We start from the raw sequence: 20,116 nt of genomic DNA, 5'->3' as shown, positions 1-20,116 counted from the left end.
AGCCAAGTGGTAAGGCACGGGTCTGCAAAACCCTCACCCCCGGTTCAAATCCGGGTACTCCCTCCATAGTTGTCCCAGTAGCTCAGCAGGATAGAGCAATGTCTTCTAAGTGTAGGTACTCGTATGGAAACCACCTGCTGGAACATTCTTTTAATGTGTCCTGATAGCTCAGCAGGATAGAGCATGCGCCTTCTAAGCGCACGGTCGGGGGTTCGAATCCCTCTCAGGACGTTAGTTTTAAAGTATTTGAAGTCGCTATAGCTGGCGGCTTTTTTGTTGTATGAAGGTACATAGCTTGGCATGGAGCAAGGCGCTGGCTACAGATCAAGCTCTCATTTCACCGGTAAAAGCAGGAAAATACCACTGGCACATAGCTAGTGGTGTTTTCGAATAAAAAGCAAGTAGGTGGGGACGTACGATGTGCTGCGAGCATTGCCTTGATGGATACATATCTGCCTTTTAGCGCGTGAGTCAACGTTATAGACAGGCGTTATAGCAAGCTTGGCTGCACGCATGAAAAGGAGAGAAACTGCGTATTTCAGTCCAACTGCAGTATGACTCAGCATGGAGGGCGCTGAGCGACTATCCCTTACACTCATACCAGGTTTGGTTTGCGCCGATACGGTCATAGCTGTTTTCTTGCAACGAATATAATCAGTTCATTCTTGCCAGTAAACGGTGATCGATTCCAGTTGCTATATTCACTTTGAATATCAAATCCATGTTCGCTTAACAATTTGCGAATCGATTCAGGCTCAGTAAACAAACATAAAATCTCTGATTCCCGCTCATAGCCTTGGAATTTACGAATCGTCGTCCATTTCATTATATTCGTATCAGGGTTATATTTCTGTTTCCCGCCCACTTCTACAGGATTCCCCTCATAATCCTGAAATGTATGCCAATATTCATAATCACAGTCTGTAAGATCATGGCCACTTGGGTTGCGCGTCTCAAAAATAGATTTCCCGCCTGCCTTGAGTAGCTTGTTCACATTTTCCAGCAGCGAATTTTGAGCGTCACGAGTTAAAAACGCTTGGAACGCATTACCCGTCAAATATACAAAATCATAGGCAATCGCCGAGGGAAAGGTCATGGCATCCCCAACATAAAACCGGGCATTTTCGTTTGTGTTTTTCTGTTTGGCATACTGTATCATATTCGGTAAAATGTCTACCCCGTCAATATGTACACCTCGTTCAGCGAGGTACAACGTCGTTAATCCCGTTCCACAGGCAAGCTCAAGCACATGTTGACACGGCTTTGCTTCCTGCAGAAACAACTCGTATTTCTCCCACTCTTTACCAAATTCAGCGTCGTAGTTTTTCGGATCAACATACTCTTCAGCGTTATGAAATGCCATCTATTTCTCCTCTCATGACGTTACATGTTGACGAATGCAAGATAATGCTTGTCTGATTTGTTCTGAAGGAATAATAAAAATGCATAAGCTGGCGGTCGAGAGTACAATTTCTCCCGAGACGTCACTTATTGAAAATACCTGCTACAGACTCAAACTGATTAGTTAAGTTTGTATGAGGTACTTGTTTGTTCAGCAGATATTTTTGAGCTTCTAAAACTCACGACTGCAAAAACAGGATAGAACAGAACAGCATTCACAGATGCGAAAACGGTTCTAGGTTAGGGAGTAAAAGGCTGTGAAGGGATCGACACCGGCCCGGCAGTGTGTCTTGTGCACCGCATGGATGCGAGAACCGGGGGAGGGCGTTCCTGTTGGTCATGCAGCGTTTATGGCTTTGCAAAGGCTAAGAATGATTGCTTGCAAGTCAAATAAAGTCCTGCTTTTTTACAGCAGAGATCACAGGAGCAGGAAGGGCGTTACAAGAGCAACAAAAACAAGAGCCATTTTATCGACAAAAAATGACTAAAATTGACGTACATATAATAAGGAAGCTTTTCGATAACGAGCATATTCTTTGCAAGGAGTTTCCTGTTAATTTCACTCTCCACTCTATGTAACGTTTAGGGGAGAAAAAAGATACTCATTTTTACAAGAATGTTTTCACGGGATGTTCTTTTCTTGAGGGGCAAATTTGAGGACAGGACAGTTAGCAATGGTTTGTTTGCAAAAAGACAGGTGCGAACACGAGGCTGACGAAAAGGGGCACAGCAGCACGTGGTCAAATAAGATACCTTGCTGCAACGCCGATACGTGATCTATCGGAAGAGAACGCAGGACGAGTACAGAAGAGAGCAGGCAGAGAACGCAGGACAGAGCACAGAAGAGAGCAGGCAGAGAACGCAGGACGAGTACAGAAGAGAGCAGGCAGAGAACGCAGGACAGAGCACAGAAGAGAGCAGGCAGAGAACGCAAGACAGAGGACAGAAAAGAGAGCAGGCAGAGAATGCAGGACAGAGGACAGAAAAGAGAGCAGGCAGAGAACGCCGGACAGAGCACAGAAGAGAGAGCAGGAAGAGAACGCCGGACAGAGTACAGAAGAGAGAGCAGGACGGAGCACAAAAGAGACAGCAGGAAGAGAACGGCTAGAACAGAGAGCAGAAGAAAGAACAGAACAGGGCGCAGAACTGATCAGAGCGCGACACGGAAGACAAAGACGAGCGCAAGCAGAGCACAAACAAAGCACGAAGAAAGGAAGACCACGAACTGCTCGTGGTCAAATAAAAGGATTGTAGTAGTAGAGACCGTGGAAGTAGCGCCGCTCAGCTTTTTCTAATGCAATCGCTTTCTCGTTCTCCAGTGAGGCATGAAGCTTTTCCCAATAGTCTGGGGTGGCATCGCTCAAATCAACTTCCAGCTGCTCGCCAACCAGATTGCGGATCAGCTGCCAATCATCGGGATGCTCGTACTGCTTCATACCGCCACCAATTAGCCGAATATCGTGGAGCAACTGTTTGATATTTTCGGGAATCATCGGTTTCCCCCAATAACGAAAAATTTTTTTGAGAACGATGGGTTTCTACTACTGGTAATAATTTGTCTGATTCGCCATGAAATATGTAAGAAAACCAAAAAATATGGAGTCGCAGTTGATCGGTTATGGTGACGAAACCTTGAAATTTTCCATCAACACGATCGCCGCATTTTCTAGAAGAAGAGACAAAACACGCTTTCAACCGACAATGGCTTAAAGCAGAAACATGCCACAAAAATATTCCAATGATTAGCAACGAAAATAGGCGCTCTGGATGGAGAAAAACGCTATTGACTTCTAAATTTCGATTGTGTATACTCAAAAACATGATTTCGCGGCAGGAATTTTGGCAAGGAAGTCCGCGATTATCAAGGAAACAGGCGGTCGTGGTGGAATTGGCAGACACACCATCTTGAGGGGGTGGCGGGGCGACCCGTGCGAGTTCGAGTCTCGCCGACCGCACCATCGTGATACCAGACTGAGGCTATTTTCGAGCTGAAATGAGCCGTTGCGTTTTCGAAATATATCAAGCCTTTTCGACAAGGGCTTTTTTTTCTGCTCATGTCCAAGGCTTGTCGAATAGAAAGAGAAAAAGGTGGGAAAGGTGATAGCAGTGCCTTCGTTTTTCCCACTTTTGGGTCATTGATCTTGAAACGCTTTTGATGTACACTCCCAATTGGGAGAATTACAATAGAGAAATGTTGGAAAAACAACACTACCTAAATCGGATCAGACCCAATTTGATTTAGGTCGAGGAGAAGAACCCATGAGTGTAATTAGAGAGATCATTGAGGGATTATTCATCGGATTCACTTCAACGGTAGGTGTGATCAGCACGTACCAAACACTGGTTTCTTGCGCAGGTCTGTTCCGCAAAAAGGAGCAGGTGACAAGCGAGCCACAAAAGACTTTTGCTGTACTGGTTGCGGCGCATAACGAAAGTGCCGTAATCGCGCCACTGATTGAAAACCTGAAAAAGCTCGACTACCCGCGTGAAATGTACGACATCTTCGTCATTTGCGACAACTGTTCGGACAACACAGCTGAGATCAGTCGGGCACACGGAGCCATCGCGTGCGAGCGTTTTGACACGTCCAAGCGCGGAAAAGGCTACGGGATTGAGTGGATGCTGGAAAACCTCTGGGCTAGACCGAAGCAGTATGATGCAGTCGTCATGTTTGACGCCGACAACCTGGTTGAAAAGAACTTCCTGCGCGTGATGAACGACCGTCTGGTCAAAGGCGCACGCGTGATCCAGGGCTATCTCGATTCGAAAAACCCGTTTGACTCCTGGATTACCCTGTCTTATGCGGTGACGTACTGGTTTACGAACCGCATGTGGCAACTGGCCCGTCACAACCTCGGTCTGCCAAACACATTGGGCGGAACAGGCTTGTGCATCGAGAGCAACTTGCTCAAAGAAATGGGCTGGGGTGCGACAAGTCTCACGGAAGACCTGGAGTTTGCTACCCGCTGTATTGAACGCGGCATTTATCCAACCTGGGCTCACGACACGAAGGTATGGGATGAAAAACCGATTGATTTGAAAGCTTCCATGCGCCAACGTTTGCGCTGGATGCAAGGTCACTATGATGTAGCAGGGCGTTACATCGGAAGCGTACTGAAGAATGGCTTGAAGTCGAGAAAGCTGGGAATGCTCGACGCAGCGTTCTACCTGTTCCAGCCGATGTACGTGTTGATGGTGACCATGATGTCCTTGCTGTTCCTGGGCAGATTTTTTGACATTGCGGCTCTGACGCCGGCTGCGACGATCCTGCCAACTTGGCTGGTGTACGGCTCTACCGCTGTGTTTTATTTGCTGCCAGTGCTGGCGCTCTATCTGGAAAAGGTGCCGCTCAAAGGATATTTGGGACTGCTGTTGTTGCCGTTCTTTTTCCTGACCTGGCTTCCGATCATGTTTTACGCGTTTTTCACCAAGAAAAATCAAGTGTGGAGCCATACGTCCCACACGCGCGCCATTCGCATCGAGGAGATCCAGCAATAGGATTGTCAAACAAACCACAGGGACATCGGACCTGTGGTTTTCTTATGGGAAAGTAGCGAAAAAGGGCGCTGATCTGGTATAATGACGCGATCACGCGTATGAGAGCAAGAGCCGTGGGAGCAGGGCACAGGGCTTTTGGCTGTGCCACGAGGAGGAAAAGCGGTGATGAAGCTGGCACTACAACCACAACAATGCGAACAAACTACTCCCGTGTTTTGGGGAGATAAGCGTTACCATACATGGAACTATCATTTGCGCTCGACGTTTCACGAAAAGATTTTCAAGGTGCCGCTGGACGGGGGATTCAGTTGTCCAAACCGGGATGGCAAGGTGGCGACAGGCGGCTGTACGTTTTGCAGCGCTCGTGGCTCGGGGGATTTCGCTGGCGATCGGCGGATGGATCTGGAGCGGCAGTTTCACGACGTGAAAGGCCGGATGCACGAAAAGTGGCCGCAGGCAAAATACCTCGGCTTTTTCCAGGCGTACACGAACACGTACGCACCTGTTCACGAGCTGCGCGAGATGTACGAAGTCATTCTCAGGCAGGAAGGCGTAGTCGGCTTGTCCGTCGCCACGCGTCCCGACTGCCTCCCGGACGATGTCGTCGAATACCTGGCTGAGCTGAACGAGCGGACGTACTTGTGGGTCGAGCTTGGGCTGCAAACGGTTCACGAGCATACGGCGCAGCTCATCAACCGGGCGCACGACTACGCCTGCTATGTCGATGCGGTGGAAAGACTGCGCAAGCACAATATTCGCGTCTGTTCTCATATCATTTACGGGTTGCCAGGCGAAACGCACGAGCAGATGATGCAGACGGCCGATGCGGTTGCCCACCTGGATGTGCAGGGGATCAAAATTCACCTGCTGCACCTTTTGCGCAAGACGCCGATGGTCAAACAGTACGAGGCAGGGCTGCTTGAGTTTCTTTCCCTGGAAGAGTACATCAAGCTTGTCGTAGATACGCTGGAAATTTTACCGCCCGAGATGATCGTGCACCGGGTCACCGGAGACGGGCCAAAAGACTTGTTGATCGGGCCGATGTGGAGCCGCAAAAAGTGGGAAGTGCTCAACGGCATCCATGCCGAGTTGCAAAACAGAAACAGCTGGCAAGGGAAGTTTTATGTTCCGCGCGCCTGAAAAGCCGCTCAAACGGCTCGATCAACTGTATAAAAAGAGGGAGCCGGAAAAAGGCTCCCTTTTTGACGTTACGCATCCGCCTCGATGATTTTTCTTGCGCGGCCAGGGTAATTCGTAATGATTCCGTCCACGCCGTATTCGATGGCATTCTGGATTTGCCGACTGCTGTTCACTGTCCAGCCGTAGACGGTCAGATTGCGCTGCTTGGCTTGCCGCACCAGCTCGGGTGTCAGCTGATCGTACGGCACATGCAGCTGCTCGCAGCGATACTGGCTGGCGACTGCCCACGGTTTTGCAATCGGGCCGACATAGAGCAGTCCGGTTGTCTGGGCAGGGTCCAGTTCTTTGATGCGCAGCAAGCTGTCGAAGTTGAAGGTGGAGATGATCGTCCGCTCTGTGAGCTGGTAGCGCCTGATCAGCTCGATGACCTTTTCCTCAAGCTGGGGCTGGGCCAAAAAGAAATTTTTCAACTCGATGATGAAGTGCAACGATGTATCGGAAAAGGTTTGAAATACCTCGCGCAGGACTGGAATCCGGGCTTTGGGAACACGCATGGAGCTGTCCTTGTCGGCGCGCAGCTGACGAAGCTCGCGCATCGTGTAGCCGCGCACCAGACCGGAGCCGTTCGTGGTCCGTTCGAGTCGATGGTCGTGAATGACGACGAGCTTGTCGTCGCGGCTTAGCTGAACGTCCAGCTCGATTCCGTCCGCGCGCTTGCGGACAGCAGCGTGGAACGCTTCCATCGTGTTTTCCGGATGCAGGCCGGAAGCGCCGCGATGCGCGAACACAAGTGTGGACACGGGGGCTTCCTCCCTTCTCAGACGTTACATAGCTTATTACATGCATATGTAAGTGGCCCCTCGATACTGCCTATCAAGAGGGGCACATACGAGTACCTATGAGATGGCGACGAGAACAATCACGAGAAGAACGAACAAAACCAAAACAAGGGCGAAATCGTTGTTTCCGCTGCTGCAGCTCATGAATACCCCCTCCTTCCCAGATGGAGCAACTCCTTCATCTTATGAACGTATAGGGAAAATGGCGCTCATCGAATGCCTACTCGCCTGAGATTTGTGCTTGGCAGCCCACTTTTTATACAGATTGGCAGATGACGGGAAGGTGCATTTTGCTACAATGGAGTCACAAGGCAAACAGGGGAGGGAAGGCTTCATGATACAGATCGAGGAAATGCTCGCCACGGGTGATTTGGTGGACGATCAGCAAAATCGCAGGGTCAAACTGCACGAGTACGATCGGACGCGCATCAGCGAGTATGACGAACTGCTCAAGCAGGTTGGAACAAAGTCTGCGGCGACCAAGCTGATCGTCTATGGAAAAAAGCAGGACGTTGGGGAATGGCTTGCGCGGGGATATCGCCAGGAGGGAATCATCGACGGTTTTTTCCAGGGGCAAAACGCTTACATGCTCACGGCTTATCTCACGGAGGAACGGGCGACATCTGCTGCTCCCGAGCTGGCCGAGGAAATTTTGGCGCTGAGTCTGGCGAAAGCGGGACCAGGCGAAGAAAAGCCGCTCCCGGAAGGATATCGCATGCGCCCGGCAACAGAAGCGGACGCAGAGGAGCTGGCGAAGCTGTACGGCCTCGTTTTCGCGACGTATCCTACGCCGATGGATGATCCCGCGTACATTCAAAAAACGATGCAGGAGGGCACCGTGTACTTCGTAGTCGAGCGGGACGGGCAAATCGCCTGTGCGGCGTCTGCGGAGGTGTCAGAGCGCATGGGATCGGCAGAGATGACCGATTGTGCCACTCATCCGGATCACGCCGGAAAAGGGCTCCTCCAGCCGTTGTTCCACGCGTTGGAACACAAGATGGAGGAAGCAGGGATTTACTATTTGTACACGTTGACGCGGGCCCAATCGGCGGGCATGAACGTAACAGCCGCCAAAATGGGCTACGAATACCGGGGGCGGCTGATCAACAACTGTACGATTTTTTCCGGATTCGAAGACATGAACATCTGGGTGAAGCCACTTCGGCCCACGCGCGATGAATAAGGCTACTCTTGTGAGGAAAGCTGCTGTTGCAGTCGGCGGGCCATAAGTGCCAGCTGAAGCTGCCAGCGCTGATGCGCGTCCTCCAGGCGGTAGCCTGTTTTTTCTTCAATCTGGGTCAAGCGGTATTTCAGCGTATGCCGATGAATATATAACGCTTGGGAGGTTTGCAGGCCGTTTCCGTTTTGGGCCAGGTACACTTCCAATGTTTCGAGCAGCTGTTGATTGTACTTGCTGTCGTAGCGGATCAGCGGTTCCAGAATCGGCTTCCACAATGCCGTCATGCTGTGCTCGTCCCGGTGGTAAGGAAACAGAAACTGATAGCCCTGCATGTCCCGGTAACGCAGCAAATCGGGAGCGGTAGCGAGCAAAGGATACGCTTGCAGCGCGAACATCGCTTCTTCTGCGGCCGAGGAAACATTTGTCAGCAAATCGCGGGGATTGCTGATCGCCACTTGCAGGGTGGTGGCAGAGTGCAGCCCTTCCCACCTGGCTGCAAATTGTTCGAGCAACTGCAAGCTCGTCCGGTCGTCGGGCAAAATGAACAAAAGACAGTGCGGGCGCTCCCGCAAAAGGTACGAACGTTGATGGCGGTCGCACAGTCTGCGCATTAGAGTAATGACGCTTTGATGCAGCTCCGCGAGCCTGTTGTGCTCGACCGTCTCGACTTTGACCGCGACCACGAGGTGCTTGCCGGAGAGCGGATAGCCGAGCATGCGACAGCGGCTTTCCAGGTCTTGCGGACTCATTGGCTTTCCGTTCAGCAGCTCCTCGACGAAATCCCCTTTCAACCGCCACTCCGTCGCTGAAACAGCGCGTTCTTTTACATATTCCAGCGCACACAAGGTGGCTGCGTGCTGGAGCGCTACGTCGTCAAGCTCTTTCCACGATTCCCGCGGCTTGCTCAGGCTGAGCGTGCCAAAATGCTCGCGGCTGGCCCGGATCGGCACCGAATGCACATGCTCCTTGCCTTCTTCCGTGTACGGCTCCGCCTTGCAGCCGTGCTGGGTCACTTCAAACCCGAGGGCGTCGAGAAGCGTCACCGCACCGCCCGTAAGCTCAGCAAGCTCGCCTGCGATCGCTGGCAGCCCGCCTTTGGACAGGGCTGCTTCAATCATCCGGTTGTGAATGGCTTGCGAGTAGGCCAATGTCTCAAACTGCCGATTGACGATCGGCTGCAAAATCGCTTTGGTAATCGTCGAGAAGTTGATTTCGGTCGGGATTTCGATGAGCGGCAACTGATGGCGGTCCGCCAGTTCGAGAAAGCTTCCGGGAATTTCCCGCATGTAAAATCCGGTATGAATAGCGACTCCGCTGAGCTTTTGCCTGGCTAACATCGGGATGAATGAACTGAGCCGCTCGACATTTTCCATCAGCCCAAATCCGGTTGTAATCAAAAATTCCCCTTCTTGCAGACGGCTGGCATCCTCCAGCACTTCCACGATCGTCACCCAGCGGATCGGATTGTCCAGCCCGCCAGCACCTGCGATCAGACGCGTCTGAACCATGTCGGGCAGTTGCAGAGCCTCTCTGATCGTAATTGTCATGAGGTACACCTCCGTGTTGCGAAGTTCTTTATACAAAATGTACAAAAGATTTTGTCTCTTTGCCACGTTTTTTTTGCCAGCGCGTCGGATGGATGAAACGGGCTGGTCAGCTAGGATAGAGGTAGAGAATAAGCGAGGTGGCGACGATTATGAGCAGAAGCTATGTAATTAAACCGGAACTGGGCAAGACATATCCGTTCATTTCTCATGGAAAAGGCATTTATTTATACGATAAAGACGGCAAGCGTTATATCGATGGCTGCGGTGGCGCTGTCACGGCGAGCATCGGTCACGGCGTGGAGGAAATAGCCGACGCGATGTATCAGCAGGCAAAAGAAGTATCTTTTGCGTACCGCTCGCATTTCAGCAGCGATGCCGTAGAGGAGCTGGGAGCCAAGCTGGCTGAGTGGGCGCCTGGTTCGCTGAACTGGACGTTTTTCGTCAGCAGCGGCTCGGAAGCGACCGAAACAGCGCAAAAGATCGCGATCCAGTACTGGCAGGAAAAAGGCAAGCCGACGAAAAATCGGATCATTTCCCGCTGGATGAGCTATCACGGCATCACGATGGGCGCGCTGTCCATGTCGGGTCACGTATTGCGCCGCAAACGTTTTGCCCCGCTTTTGGAGGACTATCCGACGATCACTGGCCCGTATCCGTACCGCAGACCTGAAGGAATGTCGCTTGAGACATACGCCTTGGAATGTGCGAACGAGCTGGAACGCGCCATTTTGCGAATCGGTGCGGAGCAAGTCGCGGCCTTCATCGCTGAGCCAGTCATTGGCGCATCCGGCGGTGCAGTCGTGCCGCCAGATGGCTACTTCCAGCGCATTCGGGAAATTTGCGACAAGTATGAAGTGCTGTTCATCGCCGACGAGGTGATGACGGGAGTAGGGCGCACAGGGAAAGCGTTCGGGATCGATCACTGGGGCGTCGTGCCTGACCTGATGACTTTGGGCAAAGGCATGAGCGCAGGCTACACGCCGATGGCAGCGACGATGGTGTCGGATGAGATCATCGAGACGATTAGCCAAGGAAGCGGTCTGATCATGGCTGGACACACGTACAGTGCAAATCCGCAGTCCGCCGCTGTCTCCCTGGCTGTTTTGCGATATGTCGAAAAAAATCAGTTGTTTGACAAAGCAGCCGAGCAAGGCGCTTACTTGCTGGCACGTCTGCAGGAGTTGGCGGATGAACTGCCGCTGATCGGCGAGGCGCGCGGTCTGGGATTGCTGTGCGGTCTGGAATTTGTCAAAGACAAGCAAACAAAAGAACCGTTCCCGCTCTCCCAAGGGGTGGCAAGCAAGGTAATTGCAAAAGGGTTCGAAAAAGGGCTGCTCATTTATCCGGCCATGGGTGGAATCGACGGGGTGGCAGGTGACTCCATCATTGTCTCTCCTCCACTGACGATTACAAAAGCAGAGATCGACGAACTGATCGGCCTCCTGAAAGAGGCGATTGTCAGCGTATCGCAGGAGCTGAAAGACAAGGCGCTGATCAACTAGAGTGGAGGGGCTATCGATGACGAACCGTTTTGATAAAGTAGTGACCATGCAGGAGGCGCTGTCCCATTTCCGCGACGGGATGACGCTTCTGGCAGGAGGCTTTGGAGGTGTGGGCAATCCGCCCACACTGATCCAGGGCATTTTGGATTTGGGTGTGCGCGATTTGACGCTGATCAGCAACGATACCGCGTTTCCACACATCGGGATCGGCAAGCTCGTGACGGAAAAGCGGGTCAAAAAAGTCATCGCGTCCCACATCGGCTCCAATCCGAACGCAGGGGCGCAAATGACGGCCGGAGAGCTTGAGGTCGAGTTTTGCCCTCAAGGCATTCTCGCGGAGCGTGTACGGGCAGGCGGCGTCGGTTTGGGAGGCATTTTGTCCGACGTTGGCATCGGCACGATTGCAGAAAAAGGCAAGCAAAAGGTCGTGCTCGATGGCAAGGAATTTTTGCTGGAGACGCCTTTGACAGCGGAAGTGGCGATCGTCCATGCCAAAAAAGCGGATCGCTTCGGCAATCTGGTTTACGATACGAGCGCGCGCAACTTCAATCCGCTTGTGGCGATGGCAGGAGACATCACCATTGTCGAAGCGGACGAGATCGTCGAGGTTGGCGAGCTGAACCCGGAAGAAATCGTGACGCCGGGCGTGTTCGTCAATTACATCGTGCAAAGTGAAGGGGTGAACTGGCAATGGGCGTGGGAGAAGTAAAAGAGACCGAGAGCTACCGTGAGCGAATCGCACGCAGGGCGGCCCTGGAAGTCGAGGACGGAATGATTATCAACTTGGGAATCGGCATCCCTACGCTGGTGGCCGATTTCATTCCCGCGGACAAACGGGTGATGTTCCACGCCGAGAACGGCATCCTCGGAACCGGGCCAAGTCCGGCAAAAGGGGAAGAAAACGCGATGCTGTGCAATGCAGGCGGCTTTCCCGTCACCTTGGCGACAGGGGCGTCCTTTTTCGACAGCGCAACGGCATTTGCGATCATCCGCCGGGGCTTGTTGGATATGACCATCCTCGGAGTGCTGGAGGTCAGCCAAAACGGCGATATTGCCAACTGGATTGTGCCGGGCAAGCGCGTGCCGGGTATGGGCGGGGCGATGGAGCTGGCTCAAAAAGCGAAGAAAGTGATGGTCGTGACTACGCATCTCGATAAAAATGGCCGTTCCAAAATCGTCCGAGAATGCTCGCTTCCGCTCACTGCCACTCAGGCGGCAGACTGGATCATCACGGACATGGCTGTCATGGAAGTTACGCCAGATGGCTTGTATTTGCGCGAGGTCATGTATCCGTACAGTGTGGCGGATGTCATCGGCGCCACCGAAGCGGAACTGAAGATAGAGGGCGAAGTAGGCGTATTCCGCTAGGCAATAAGCAAAAGACAAAAGGCAAAGGACGAACCCAAGAAACGGAGGAAGAACATGGCTAACTGGCAAGCGCTGATACGAGAGCAGTTGGAAAAGGATCGGGAAGCTTCTGTCAAGCTGCTGCAAGAGTGGGTGCAAAGCCCGAGCGTGCAAGGAGCAGAGGAAGCGATTCAGAAAAGCATCGCCGATCATTTGGCGGAGATGGGCCTGAGTGTCGACTTGTGGGTCATGGAAGGGGAAGAGCTGGTTTCGCATCCGTACTTCGTCTCCCCCCGGCAAACGTTTGAAGGCAGTCCGAACGTCGTCGGCGTCTGGAAAGGCGCGGGGAATGGCCGCTCGCTCATTTTGAACGGGCACGTCGATGTCGTTCCCGCTGGCGATTACGCCCAGTGGAGCGATGATCCGTTCAGCGGAAAAGTGGAGGACGGCAAACTGTACGGCAGGGGCGCAACCGACATGAAGGGCGGAAACCTGTCGTCGCTCTTGGCTATTTCCGTCCTGCAAAAGCTCGGTGTCAGCCTGAAGGGAGACGTCATTTTCCAAAGCGTGGTGGAGGAAGAAAGCGGCGGAGCCGGAACGCTTGCCACCATCCTGCGCGGCTACAAGGCAGATGCTGCGCTGATCCCTGAGCCGACCAACATGAAAATTTTTCCGAAACAGCAAGGCTCGATGTGGTTCCGTCTGACGGTCAAGGGACGCTCTGCCCATGGCGGCACCCGCTACGAAGGAGTCAGTGCCATCGAGAAAAGCATGCTCGTCGTGCAAGCGATTGGCCGTCTGGAAAAAGAGCGCAACGACCGTCTCGATGATCCGCTGTACGCCAAGCTGCCGATTCCGATACCGATCAACATCGGGGTCATCGAAGGCGGAAAATGGCCGTCGTCTGTCGCGGATCTCGTCAAGCTGGAAGGCAGGATGGGAGTCGCTCCCGGCGAGCAGATGGAGGATGCCAAGGCAGAAATGGAAGCGGCTTTGCAGCGTCTGGCAGAAGTCGATCCGTGGTTTGCGGAGCAGCCAGTCGAGCTGGAATGGTACGGCGCGCGCTGGGTGCCGGGGGATGTCGCACAGGATCATCCGCTCATGGACATTTTGCAGGACAAGTTTGCGGCCGTGACGGGCGAGCGTGCCATTGTGGAAGCATCTCCGTGGGGAACAGACGGCGGCTTGTTGACGGCTTTGGCCGATACGCCTGCTATCGTCGTGGGACCTGGCGTTACACAAGTAGCGCACTATCGGGACGAGTACATCGTTTTGGATGACGTCTTCCGCTGCGCGGAAATTTTTGCTTTGACTCTGCTCGACTGGTGCGGGGTAGCCGAAGGGCCAGCGCAGTAAGGAAGCCGCAGCGTCTTTTTCTAGGGCGCTTTTAAGCTACTTGAGACGGTAATTGTGAAAAAAAGGAAAAAGTTTGAGCGCAGGACAAGGAAGCGCCGTCTGCTCTGGAGAATGATTGGGAGAGGCTTTGAGAGATCCAATCGTGTCAGGGACGGAGGAGACGGCGATGAGAAGAGCGTGTTTTATCGGGGGAAAGTGGATACCTATGGCAGACCATGCCCCGTTGTATTCGCCTTGTACAGGTCAGGTGATCGCACACATTCCCCAGGCGGATGCTGTGGCAGTAGAGCGGGCGATTGCAGCGGCCGAAGAAGCTACAACCCCCATGCGCCGCATGCCAGCTTACCAGCGTGCAGCCATTCTGGAGAAAATCGCCATCCTGTTGGATGAGCGAATGGAGGAAGCTGCCCGGATCGTCGCGCTGGAAGCGGGAAAACCGATTCGGACAGCGCGCGGCGAAATCATCCGCACGGTGCAGACGTACAGGTTTGCAGCGGAAGAAGCCAAGCGGCTGCACGGGGAAACGATTCCGCTGGACGCTGCTATCGGTGGCGAAGGCCGTCTCGCTTACACGGTGCGCGAGCCTTTGGGAGTCGTGGGCGCGATCACGCCGTTTCCTTTTCCGTTCAATTCCATAGCGCACAAGGTCGGGCCTGCGCTCGCTGCTGGCAATACAGTCGTATTGAAGCCAGCTTCGCAGACCCCGATCAGTGCGCTTTTTCTCGCTGAGCTGGCAGAGCAGGCTGGACTCCCGGCAGGAGCGTTAAACGTCGTCACAGGCAGCGCAGAGGTCGTGGGCCACAAGCTGGTTACCGACCCGCGAGTTCGCGCCGTGACCTTTTCCGGAAGCCCTGAAGTGGGAGTCGAGGTGCGCAATCGGGCGGGCTTGAAAAAAGTGATTTTGGAGCTAGGCGCCAATTCTGCGGTCATCGTCGACCGCGATACGCCGCTGGACGAGGTCGTTCTGCGCTGCTTGTTCGGGGCTTTTGCTTATTCCGGTCAAGTGTGTGTGTCTGTGCAACGAATTTATGTCGTGACGGACATCTACGACGAATTTGTCCGCCGCTTTGTGGAACAGACGGTGGCGTTGCGCGGGGGAGATTCGCTGGAAGAAGAAGCAGACTTTTCCGCCATGGTCCATCCGAAGCAGACAGAGCGCGTGCTTGCCTGGATCGGGGAAGCGCTCGACCAAGGGGCGAAGCTCGCCTGCGGCGGCGAACTGATGGGGCGGATGCTTTTGCCGACCGTCCTGACGCATGTGCCGCGGGAGGCAAAGATTGCCCGCGAGGAAGTATTCGGGCCTGTCGTCATGATCAATCCGGTACAGTCGGTCCAGCAGGCGATCAGGCTGGTCAATGATTCGCGGTACGGCTTGCAGGCGGGGGTTTACACGAACAATTTGTCACTGGCGTTGGAAGCGGCGGACGAGCTTAGAGTGGGCGGGGTTATCATCAATGACATCCCGACGTTCCGGGTGGATCACATGCCGTTTGGCGGCGTGAAGGAGAGCGGGCTGGGACGGGAAGGTGTCGCGTGCGCCGTCGAGGAACTGAGCGAGTTGAAGCTCGTCGTCGTCAAGCGGTAAAGCGGTAGGTTCGCTTCTGCCGACGCTTGCAAGCGGTCTTGCAGCTGTGCTATAGTTAAACCAGCTATTGATGCGGAGGGATACCGAAGTGGTCATAACGGGGCGGTCTTGAAAACCGTTAGAGTGCAAGCTCACGCGGGTTCGAATCCTGCTCCCTCCGCCACCATGTTTTCATTACCCGAATAGGACACGAAGATCTCTTTCGTTTAAAGAGGTCTTTTTTATATCAGCAAAATGCAAGCGTGTGCTCCGACGCCGAAGCTGCCCATTCCAGCACACACCGTTTTTTTCCTCAAAATCCAGAAGAACCAATATCGAAGAGCGGCCCGTTTTAAGATATGCTGTACACAAGGACTCGAATGTTTCTTGGGGCCTGCGGCAGCTTCAATAATGCAGAGGGAGCTGCCGTCTTTTTTTGCTATTAAAAGTCAGAAAATAAACATAACACAGAAAATTGAGATATAATAAGGGGGAATACGGTGAGGGAGGGTTTGTGATGATGGAAGCCCAACGAGTAAGAAGAAATACGCTTGGCGATATTTTGCGACGAAGCAGGCTGCGCTACCCCGAGAAGATTGCCTTGCAATTTGAGGAAGAGGTACTTACATACACGAAGTTGGATCAACTTGTCAATCAGGCTGCGCACACCTTCCTCGCCAAAGGATTGCAAAAAGGGGAGCGAGTGGCGGTTCTGTCCAGAAACTCCATGGACTTTGTCATCCTCAACTTTGCGCTGGCCAAAGCGGGGCTGATTATGGTGCCGATCAACTTCATGCTGCATACAAACGATGTGGCTTTTATTTTCGGACATGCAGAGGTGAGCGCCTGCTTTGTGGCTCCGGAATTTCTCACGGTCGCCAAGGAAGCGCTCGAATCGGCAAACTTATCGCCCAAGCTTTTGTCGCTGATCTCCAGGCCAGCGGTGCAGGAAGGAGAGTGGGTGCCGTTTCGCCCGCTGATTGAGGGCGCCAGTACGGAAGAGCCGGAGCTGGAGCTGGCCGACGAGGATGTCGCCCACATTTTGTACACGAGCGGCACGGAATCGAGGCCAAAAGGAGTCATGCTGACGCACAGCAGCATTCTTTCGGAATACGTCAGCACGATTATAGAAGGAAATATGTCGCACGATGATGTAGCTGTGCACGCGCTTCCTTTGTTCCATAGCGCGCAGCTGCACTGCTTCCTCGGGCCGTATGTATATCTGGGTGGCACCGGCATTATTTTGGAGCAAGCGACGCCAGGCTTGATGCTTCAGGTCGTAGAGAGCCACCAGGCGACACAGCTTTTTTGCCCGCCGACTGTTTGGATTGCCTTGCTCCGCTCTCCCGAGTTTTCGTCGCGGAACTTGTCTTCGCTGCAAAAATGTTACTACGGCGCGGCGATCATGCCTGTAGAAGTGTTGAAGGAGCTGGGAACACGTCTGCCCAATGCGCAATTTTACAACTTCTACGGACAGACCGAGGTAGCTCCGCTGGCGACGGTATTGCAGCCGAAGGACCAGATTCGCAAAGCCGGATCGGCTGGCAAACCTGCGCTCAATGTAGAGACAAAAATTGTCGATGACGATGGCGTCGAGGTGCCCAGGGGCTGCGTTGGCGAGATTGTTCATCGAACGAGCCATGCGATGATCGGTTATTTCCGCGACGAAGAAAAGACGCAGGCAGCTTTTCTCGGCGGCTGGTTCCACAGCGGCGACTTGGGGATTATGGATGAAGAAGGCTATATTACTGTCGTCGACCGGAAAAAGGACATGATCAAATCAGGCGGGGAAAACGTAGCGAGCAGGGAAGTCGAGGAGCTGATCTACCAGCACCCGAAAGTATCGGAAGTAGCTGTAATCGGCATTCCCCATCCGTATTGGATCGAGGCTGTGGCGGCAGTCGTGGTGCCAAAGGCAGGCGAGACTGTGTCGGAAGAAGAAATGCTCGCCTTTTGCAAAGAGCGCCTCGCCTCGTTCAAGGCACCGAAGTATGTCTTTATCACGGACACGCTCCCGCGCAACCCGAGCGGGAAAATATTAAAGCGTGAACTGCGTCTGCGCTACGACACGCTGCCGACTTCGTAAGTCGTTTGGGGGCAGTAGGGGCTGGTTCGCCACTGCGGACAAAAGCCCGGCTCGATACATGGCTGGTTCGCCGCTGCGAACAAAAGCCTAGCTCGATGCAAGGGCTAGTCCGCCCCTGTGAACAAAAGCCTAGCTCGATGCAAGGGCTAGTCCCCCCTGCGAACAAAAGCCTAGCTCGATGCAAGGGCTAGTCCGCCCCTGTGGACAAAAGCCTAACTCGATGCAAGGGCTGGTTCGCCCCTGTGAACAAAAGCCTAACTCGATGCATGAGCTGGTCTGGTGCTACAAACAAAAGCCCGTCCCGATGCAAGGGCAGGGGCTGACCCACCCTCCAAACAAAAAACCCGCTCGATCACCGGATGTTTCGGCTGTCGGGCGGGTTTTTTTGCCTGTATCCTATTTCACATGAGACACAGTCGGCTGGTCAGGGTGGATTGCTTCAAAGCGGTAGCCTTTTGCTTTCAAAAAGGCGATTACTTCAGGCAGTGCCTGGGCCGTAGGTGTTTTCGTGCTCGCATCGTGCATGAGCACGACAATTTCTTTTTGGGCCTTTACTTGCGCCTTGACGTTGGCGAGAGCTTGCTGGGCTGTATATTTATTGCTGCGGGCGTCGCCGTTGGTCACATTCCAGTCGATGAACGTATAGCCTCTTTTGTTCGCTTCGGCTTTAATGGCGTTCATGACAGGCGCTTGCTTGCTGTATCGTTTCGTATCCTGGTATTTGAGGCTGACGGTGTTGGTGCTGCCGCCCGGATAGCGGAACAGGACGGGCTTGACTCCCGTTGCTTTTTCGATCAGCTGGTTGCCTTTTTCCAGATCGGCAAAAAAGGCTTCCATGCTTTTGTACACAATCTTGTAGTCATGCGAGTACGTATGACCACCGATAGCATGGCCTTCTGCCACAATTCGTTTCAGAATCGCTTCGTGGCCGGGCACATTTCTTCCGACGATGAAGAAAGTAGCTTTGACCTGATTTTTTTTCAGCGTATCCAAAATTTGCGGTGTTACCGGAGAAGGGCCATCGTCAAAAGTCAAATACGCGATCTTGTCGCCAGGCTTTGGTGCAGGGACTGCTGGCGGCTTCTGCGCTGGTGCAGGCGGCTTGGGAGCCGGAGTGTTCGTACCAGGCGGCTTGGCAGGCTCTGGCGTGCTTGGAGCCGGAGTGTTCGTACCAGGCGGCTTGGCAGGCTCTGGCGTGCTTGGAGCCGGAGTGTTCGTACCAGGTGGCTTGGCAGGCTCTGGAATGCTTGGAGCTGGTGGCGTAACGGTTCCAGGCTTGCCAGCAGGCGGTGCAGGTGGAACAGGTGGTTTGGCCGGGACCGGAGCAGCGTACGGACTATGAATCGCTCCAGACGGCACGAACGGCGTCTCCCCATAGATTAAAAAGCTTTTGCGCAGCTCGACGAATTTGCCCAGCGCTTCTGCATAGGAAGCGACGATTTCTTGCGGGCTTTTGCCTTGGGCAAGCAATTGGGCGATTTTGCTGGTGCCCATGACTTGATCGAACATCGTGATTTCTTTCTCGGTGCTCTGTGGAACCGCAAACGGCTGAAGCTGTCGCGCGTAGGCAAGCGCGTACAGACCTGTGCGAACCGGATTGAAAACGCGCGAATCGTGGATGTGCAGGCGCACGCCGCCAGCGTTTTCCTTCTTCTCAGGGAGAAAAAGCACGCCAGGCAGCAAGCTGCCGTTCAACAAGTCGGCGAACTGGACGGAATCGATGCCTTCCGCGCCGATCCAGGCAAAGTTGTCCGCTTGCTTGACCGGTGTGCCTTCGCCGAGTCCGGTAGCCATGTACCCGTAGACGGACCTCAGGTCAGGAAGGTGCGGGGAGCTTGGCACCCATTTCAGCCCCGTATCGGGGTAGGTCATGCCGCGCGTGTAGCCTTCCATCGGAACGACATACAAATCAGCGCCGATCGAGCGGTTGAAGAACAGGGCAAGCTCGCCGATGGTCATCCCGTGAGCGAGAGGCAGCTCGTCGATGCCGATGAACGATTGATAAGGTTTTTCCAGGACTGGTCCCTCCACGATTGTGCCGCCAAGCGGATTCGGGCGATCGAGCACGACGATTCGTTTGCCTTGTTCCTTCGCCGCAGCCATGGCGTAGTGGAGTGTCGATATGTACGTATACGTTCGGGAGCCTGTATCTTGCAAGTCGACGAGCAAAGTGTCAAAATGCCCCATCATCTCCGGCGTCGGCTGGCGAGTCGAGCCGTACAAGCTGTAGACAGGAATCCCGTAAACCGGATGGGTGTAGCTCTTCGCCTGAGTGCCGACCTGCTCTTTGCCGTCCAGGCCATACTCCGGGGCGAAAAGAGCCGTGAGTTTGACAGAGCGGTCGCGCCGCAACAGGTCGATCGTGCTCGCTCCCTGACTGTTGATTCCGGTTTGATTCGTGATCAGCCCGACGTTTTTCCCCTCAATCAGCTGATGAAAGCGGTCAAACAACAAATCGCTTCCCAGTTGAACCGCAGTCGTATTGGCAGAACTGCCGCCGGGAGGGATCATGGTCAAGATCAATGCGAGGATAAGAAAAGGAATAAACTTTTTCATCATCATTGCCTCTTTCGAAAAAATACTGTCGTTTCTTGCTTCATTGTAACGCGTTTTGGGAGGAATATGGTTGTATTTTTGTAACAATTTGAAATTAGGT

The 20,116-nt window shown here is 53.6% G+C and carries 16 protein-coding genes and 4 tRNA genes (1 of these 20 cut by a window edge); 14 read left to right on the top strand and 6 right to left on the bottom strand.

Annotated features, from left to right (window positions below):
- Together IRJ17_RS22250 and IRJ17_RS22245 are read left to right on the top strand one after the other, a co-directional pair.
- Positions 1 to 66 (top strand) — tRNA-Cys (locus tag IRJ17_RS22250) (it extends 8 nt beyond the left edge of the window).
- A 91-nt stretch (positions 67 to 157) separates the two neighbouring features.
- Positions 158 to 231, top strand: a tRNA-Arg gene (locus IRJ17_RS22245).
- A 394-nt stretch (positions 232 to 625) separates the two neighbouring features.
- Here IRJ17_RS22245 and IRJ17_RS22240 read toward each other — a convergent pair.
- Positions 626 to 1,363 (bottom strand): class I SAM-dependent methyltransferase, encoded by a 738-nt coding sequence (locus IRJ17_RS22240; RefSeq protein ID WP_242771948.1) that lies wholly within the window; start codon positions 1,361 to 1,363, stop codon positions 626 to 628.
- An 810-nt stretch (positions 1,364 to 2,173) separates the two neighbouring features.
- Between IRJ17_RS22240 and IRJ17_RS22235 the strand changes: the two genes are divergently transcribed.
- Entirely contained in the window at positions 2,174 to 2,509 is a 336-nt protein-coding gene (locus IRJ17_RS22235) for a hypothetical protein (protein WP_242771947.1), read from the top strand.
- 127 nt (positions 2,510 to 2,636) lie between these two features.
- Here IRJ17_RS22235 and IRJ17_RS22230 read toward each other — a convergent pair whose 3' ends face one another.
- Positions 2,637 to 2,894, bottom strand: a complete 258-nt coding sequence (locus IRJ17_RS22230) for a hypothetical protein (RefSeq protein WP_122965629.1) — start codon at positions 2,892 to 2,894, stop codon at positions 2,637 to 2,639.
- A gap of 380 nt (positions 2,895 to 3,274) precedes the next feature.
- Between IRJ17_RS22230 and IRJ17_RS22225 the strand changes: the two genes are divergently transcribed.
- The 3 genes from IRJ17_RS22225 to mnmL all read left to right on the top strand — a co-directional run bounded on the left by IRJ17_RS22225 (position 3,275) and on the right by mnmL (position 6,039).
- Positions 3,275 to 3,359: transfer RNA gene (locus IRJ17_RS22225), tRNA-Leu, on the top strand.
- A gap of 301 nt (positions 3,360 to 3,660) precedes the next feature.
- Positions 3,661 to 4,899, top strand: coding sequence for a glycosyltransferase family 2 protein (locus IRJ17_RS22220; RefSeq protein WP_122965630.1), 1,239 nt, complete (start codon positions 3,661 to 3,663; stop codon positions 4,897 to 4,899).
- Positions 4,900 to 5,064: 165 nt separating this feature from the next.
- On the top strand, positions 5,065 to 6,039 hold the full coding sequence (mnmL, locus tag IRJ17_RS22215) for a tRNA modification radical SAM protein MnmL/YtqA (RefSeq protein ID WP_122965631.1): 975 nt from the start codon (positions 5,065 to 5,067) through the stop codon (positions 6,037 to 6,039).
- Positions 6,040 to 6,107: 68 nt separating this feature from the next.
- On the opposite strand, the gene IRJ17_RS22210 is transcribed toward mnmL, so the two are convergent.
- Positions 6,108 to 6,839: a glycerophosphodiester phosphodiesterase gene (locus tag IRJ17_RS22210; RefSeq protein WP_122965632.1), complete on the bottom strand. Its 732-nt coding sequence runs from the start codon at positions 6,837 to 6,839 to the stop codon at positions 6,108 to 6,110.
- A 96-nt stretch (positions 6,840 to 6,935) separates the two neighbouring features.
- Positions 6,936 to 7,022: a YjcZ family sporulation protein gene (locus tag IRJ17_RS28365; RefSeq protein WP_122965633.1), complete on the bottom strand. Its 87-nt coding sequence runs from the start codon at positions 7,020 to 7,022 to the stop codon at positions 6,936 to 6,938.
- 190 nt (positions 7,023 to 7,212) lie between these two features.
- On the opposite strand from IRJ17_RS28365, the gene ablB reads away from it, so the two are divergent.
- Positions 7,213 to 8,061 (top strand): putative beta-lysine N-acetyltransferase, encoded by an 849-nt coding sequence (gene ablB / locus IRJ17_RS22205; protein ID WP_242771946.1) that lies wholly within the window; start codon positions 7,213 to 7,215, stop codon positions 8,059 to 8,061.
- A 2-nt stretch (positions 8,062 to 8,063) separates the two neighbouring features.
- Here ablB and IRJ17_RS22200 read toward each other — a convergent pair whose 3' ends face one another.
- Entirely contained in the window at positions 8,064 to 9,605 is a 1,542-nt protein-coding gene (locus tag IRJ17_RS22200) for a PucR family transcriptional regulator (protein WP_242771945.1), read from the bottom strand.
- A gap of 149 nt (positions 9,606 to 9,754) precedes the next feature.
- Between IRJ17_RS22200 and IRJ17_RS22195 the strand changes: the two genes are divergently transcribed.
- The 7 genes from IRJ17_RS22195 to IRJ17_RS22165 all read left to right on the top strand — a co-directional run bounded on the left by IRJ17_RS22195 (position 9,755) and on the right by IRJ17_RS22165 (position 17,460).
- Positions 9,755 to 11,107, top strand: coding sequence for an aspartate aminotransferase family protein (locus IRJ17_RS22195; RefSeq protein ID WP_242771944.1), 1,353 nt, complete (start codon positions 9,755 to 9,757; stop codon positions 11,105 to 11,107).
- Between the two features lie 16 nt (positions 11,108 to 11,123).
- Positions 11,124 to 11,816, top strand: a complete 693-nt coding sequence (locus IRJ17_RS22190; RefSeq protein WP_063227722.1) for a 3-oxoacid CoA-transferase subunit A — start codon at positions 11,124 to 11,126, stop codon at positions 11,814 to 11,816.
- Positions 11,798 to 12,475, top strand: coding sequence for a 3-oxoacid CoA-transferase subunit B (locus IRJ17_RS22185; RefSeq protein WP_122965636.1), 678 nt, complete (start codon positions 11,798 to 11,800; stop codon positions 12,473 to 12,475). Before IRJ17_RS22190 ends, IRJ17_RS22185 begins: the two co-directional genes overlap by 19 nt.
- 54 nt (positions 12,476 to 12,529) lie before the next feature.
- Positions 12,530 to 13,810 (top strand): peptidase, encoded by a 1,281-nt coding sequence (locus IRJ17_RS22180; protein WP_242771941.1) that lies wholly within the window; start codon positions 12,530 to 12,532, stop codon positions 13,808 to 13,810.
- A gap of 166 nt (positions 13,811 to 13,976) precedes the next feature.
- Positions 13,977 to 15,395 (top strand): aldehyde dehydrogenase family protein, encoded by a 1,419-nt coding sequence (locus tag IRJ17_RS22175; RefSeq protein WP_173595582.1) that lies wholly within the window; start codon positions 13,977 to 13,979, stop codon positions 15,393 to 15,395.
- 74 nt (positions 15,396 to 15,469) lie between these two features.
- Positions 15,470 to 15,558, top strand: a tRNA-Ser gene (locus tag IRJ17_RS22170).
- Positions 15,559 to 15,891: 333 nt separating this feature from the next.
- Complete coding sequence (locus IRJ17_RS22165) at positions 15,892 to 17,460, top strand: acyl-CoA synthetase (RefSeq protein ID WP_173595583.1); 1,569 nt, start codon at positions 15,892 to 15,894, stop codon at positions 17,458 to 17,460.
- A 396-nt stretch (positions 17,461 to 17,856) separates the two neighbouring features.
- Here IRJ17_RS22165 and IRJ17_RS22160 read toward each other — a convergent pair whose 3' ends face one another.
- A complete protein-coding gene (locus IRJ17_RS22160; RefSeq protein ID WP_242771939.1) occupies positions 17,857 to 20,016 on the bottom strand; it encodes an exo-beta-N-acetylmuramidase NamZ domain-containing protein in 2,160 nt (719 codons plus the stop codon).
- Positions 20,017 to 20,116: the final 100 nt, after the last annotated feature.

The sequence above is a fragment of the Brevibacillus parabrevis genome, from assembly GCF_022701015.1.
GTDB lineage: Bacteria > Bacillota > Bacilli > Brevibacillales > Brevibacillaceae > Brevibacillus > Brevibacillus parabrevis.
The sequence above is the reverse complement of the archived record's forward strand: the minus strand, read 5'-3'. Positions and strand labels throughout refer to the sequence as shown.

What these genes read in the sequence shown, in the direction of transcription:
- IRJ17_RS22200 (WP_242771945.1), bottom strand. Translation starts at nt 9,605, where the DNA reads ATGACAATTACGATCAGAGAGGCTCTGCAACTGCCCGACATGGTTCAG.
- IRJ17_RS22230 (WP_122965629.1), bottom strand. Translation starts at nt 2,894, where the DNA reads ATGATTCCCGAAAATATCAAACAGTTGCTCCACGATATTCGGCTAATT.
- mnmL (WP_122965631.1), top strand. Translation starts at nt 5,065, where the DNA reads ATGAAGCTGGCACTACAACCACAACAATGCGAACAAACTACTCCCGTG.
- IRJ17_RS22190 (WP_063227722.1), top strand. Translation starts at nt 11,124, where the DNA reads ATGACGAACCGTTTTGATAAAGTAGTGACCATGCAGGAGGCGCTGTCC.
- IRJ17_RS22165 (WP_173595583.1), top strand. Translation starts at nt 15,892, where the DNA reads ATGATGGAAGCCCAACGAGTAAGAAGAAATACGCTTGGCGATATTTTG.
- ablB (WP_242771946.1), top strand. Translation starts at nt 7,213, where the DNA reads ATGATACAGATCGAGGAAATGCTCGCCACGGGTGATTTGGTGGACGAT.
- IRJ17_RS22180 (WP_242771941.1), top strand. Translation starts at nt 12,530, where the DNA reads ATGGCTAACTGGCAAGCGCTGATACGAGAGCAGTTGGAAAAGGATCGG.
- IRJ17_RS22160 (WP_242771939.1), bottom strand. Translation starts at nt 20,016, where the DNA reads ATGAAAAAGTTTATTCCTTTTCTTATCCTCGCATTGATCTTGACCATG.
- IRJ17_RS22220 (WP_122965630.1), top strand. Translation starts at nt 3,661, where the DNA reads ATGAGTGTAATTAGAGAGATCATTGAGGGATTATTCATCGGATTCACT.
- IRJ17_RS22175 (WP_173595582.1), top strand. Translation starts at nt 13,977, where the DNA reads ATGAGAAGAGCGTGTTTTATCGGGGGAAAGTGGATACCTATGGCAGAC.
- IRJ17_RS22195 (WP_242771944.1), top strand. Translation starts at nt 9,755, where the DNA reads ATGAGCAGAAGCTATGTAATTAAACCGGAACTGGGCAAGACATATCCG.
- IRJ17_RS22240 (WP_242771948.1), bottom strand. Translation starts at nt 1,363, where the DNA reads ATGGCATTTCATAACGCTGAAGAGTATGTTGATCCGAAAAACTACGAC.
- IRJ17_RS22185 (WP_122965636.1), top strand. Translation starts at nt 11,798, where the DNA reads ATGGGCGTGGGAGAAGTAAAAGAGACCGAGAGCTACCGTGAGCGAATC.
- IRJ17_RS28365 (WP_122965633.1), bottom strand. Translation starts at nt 7,022, where the DNA reads ATGAGCTGCAGCAGCGGAAACAACGATTTCGCCCTTGTTTTGGTTTTG.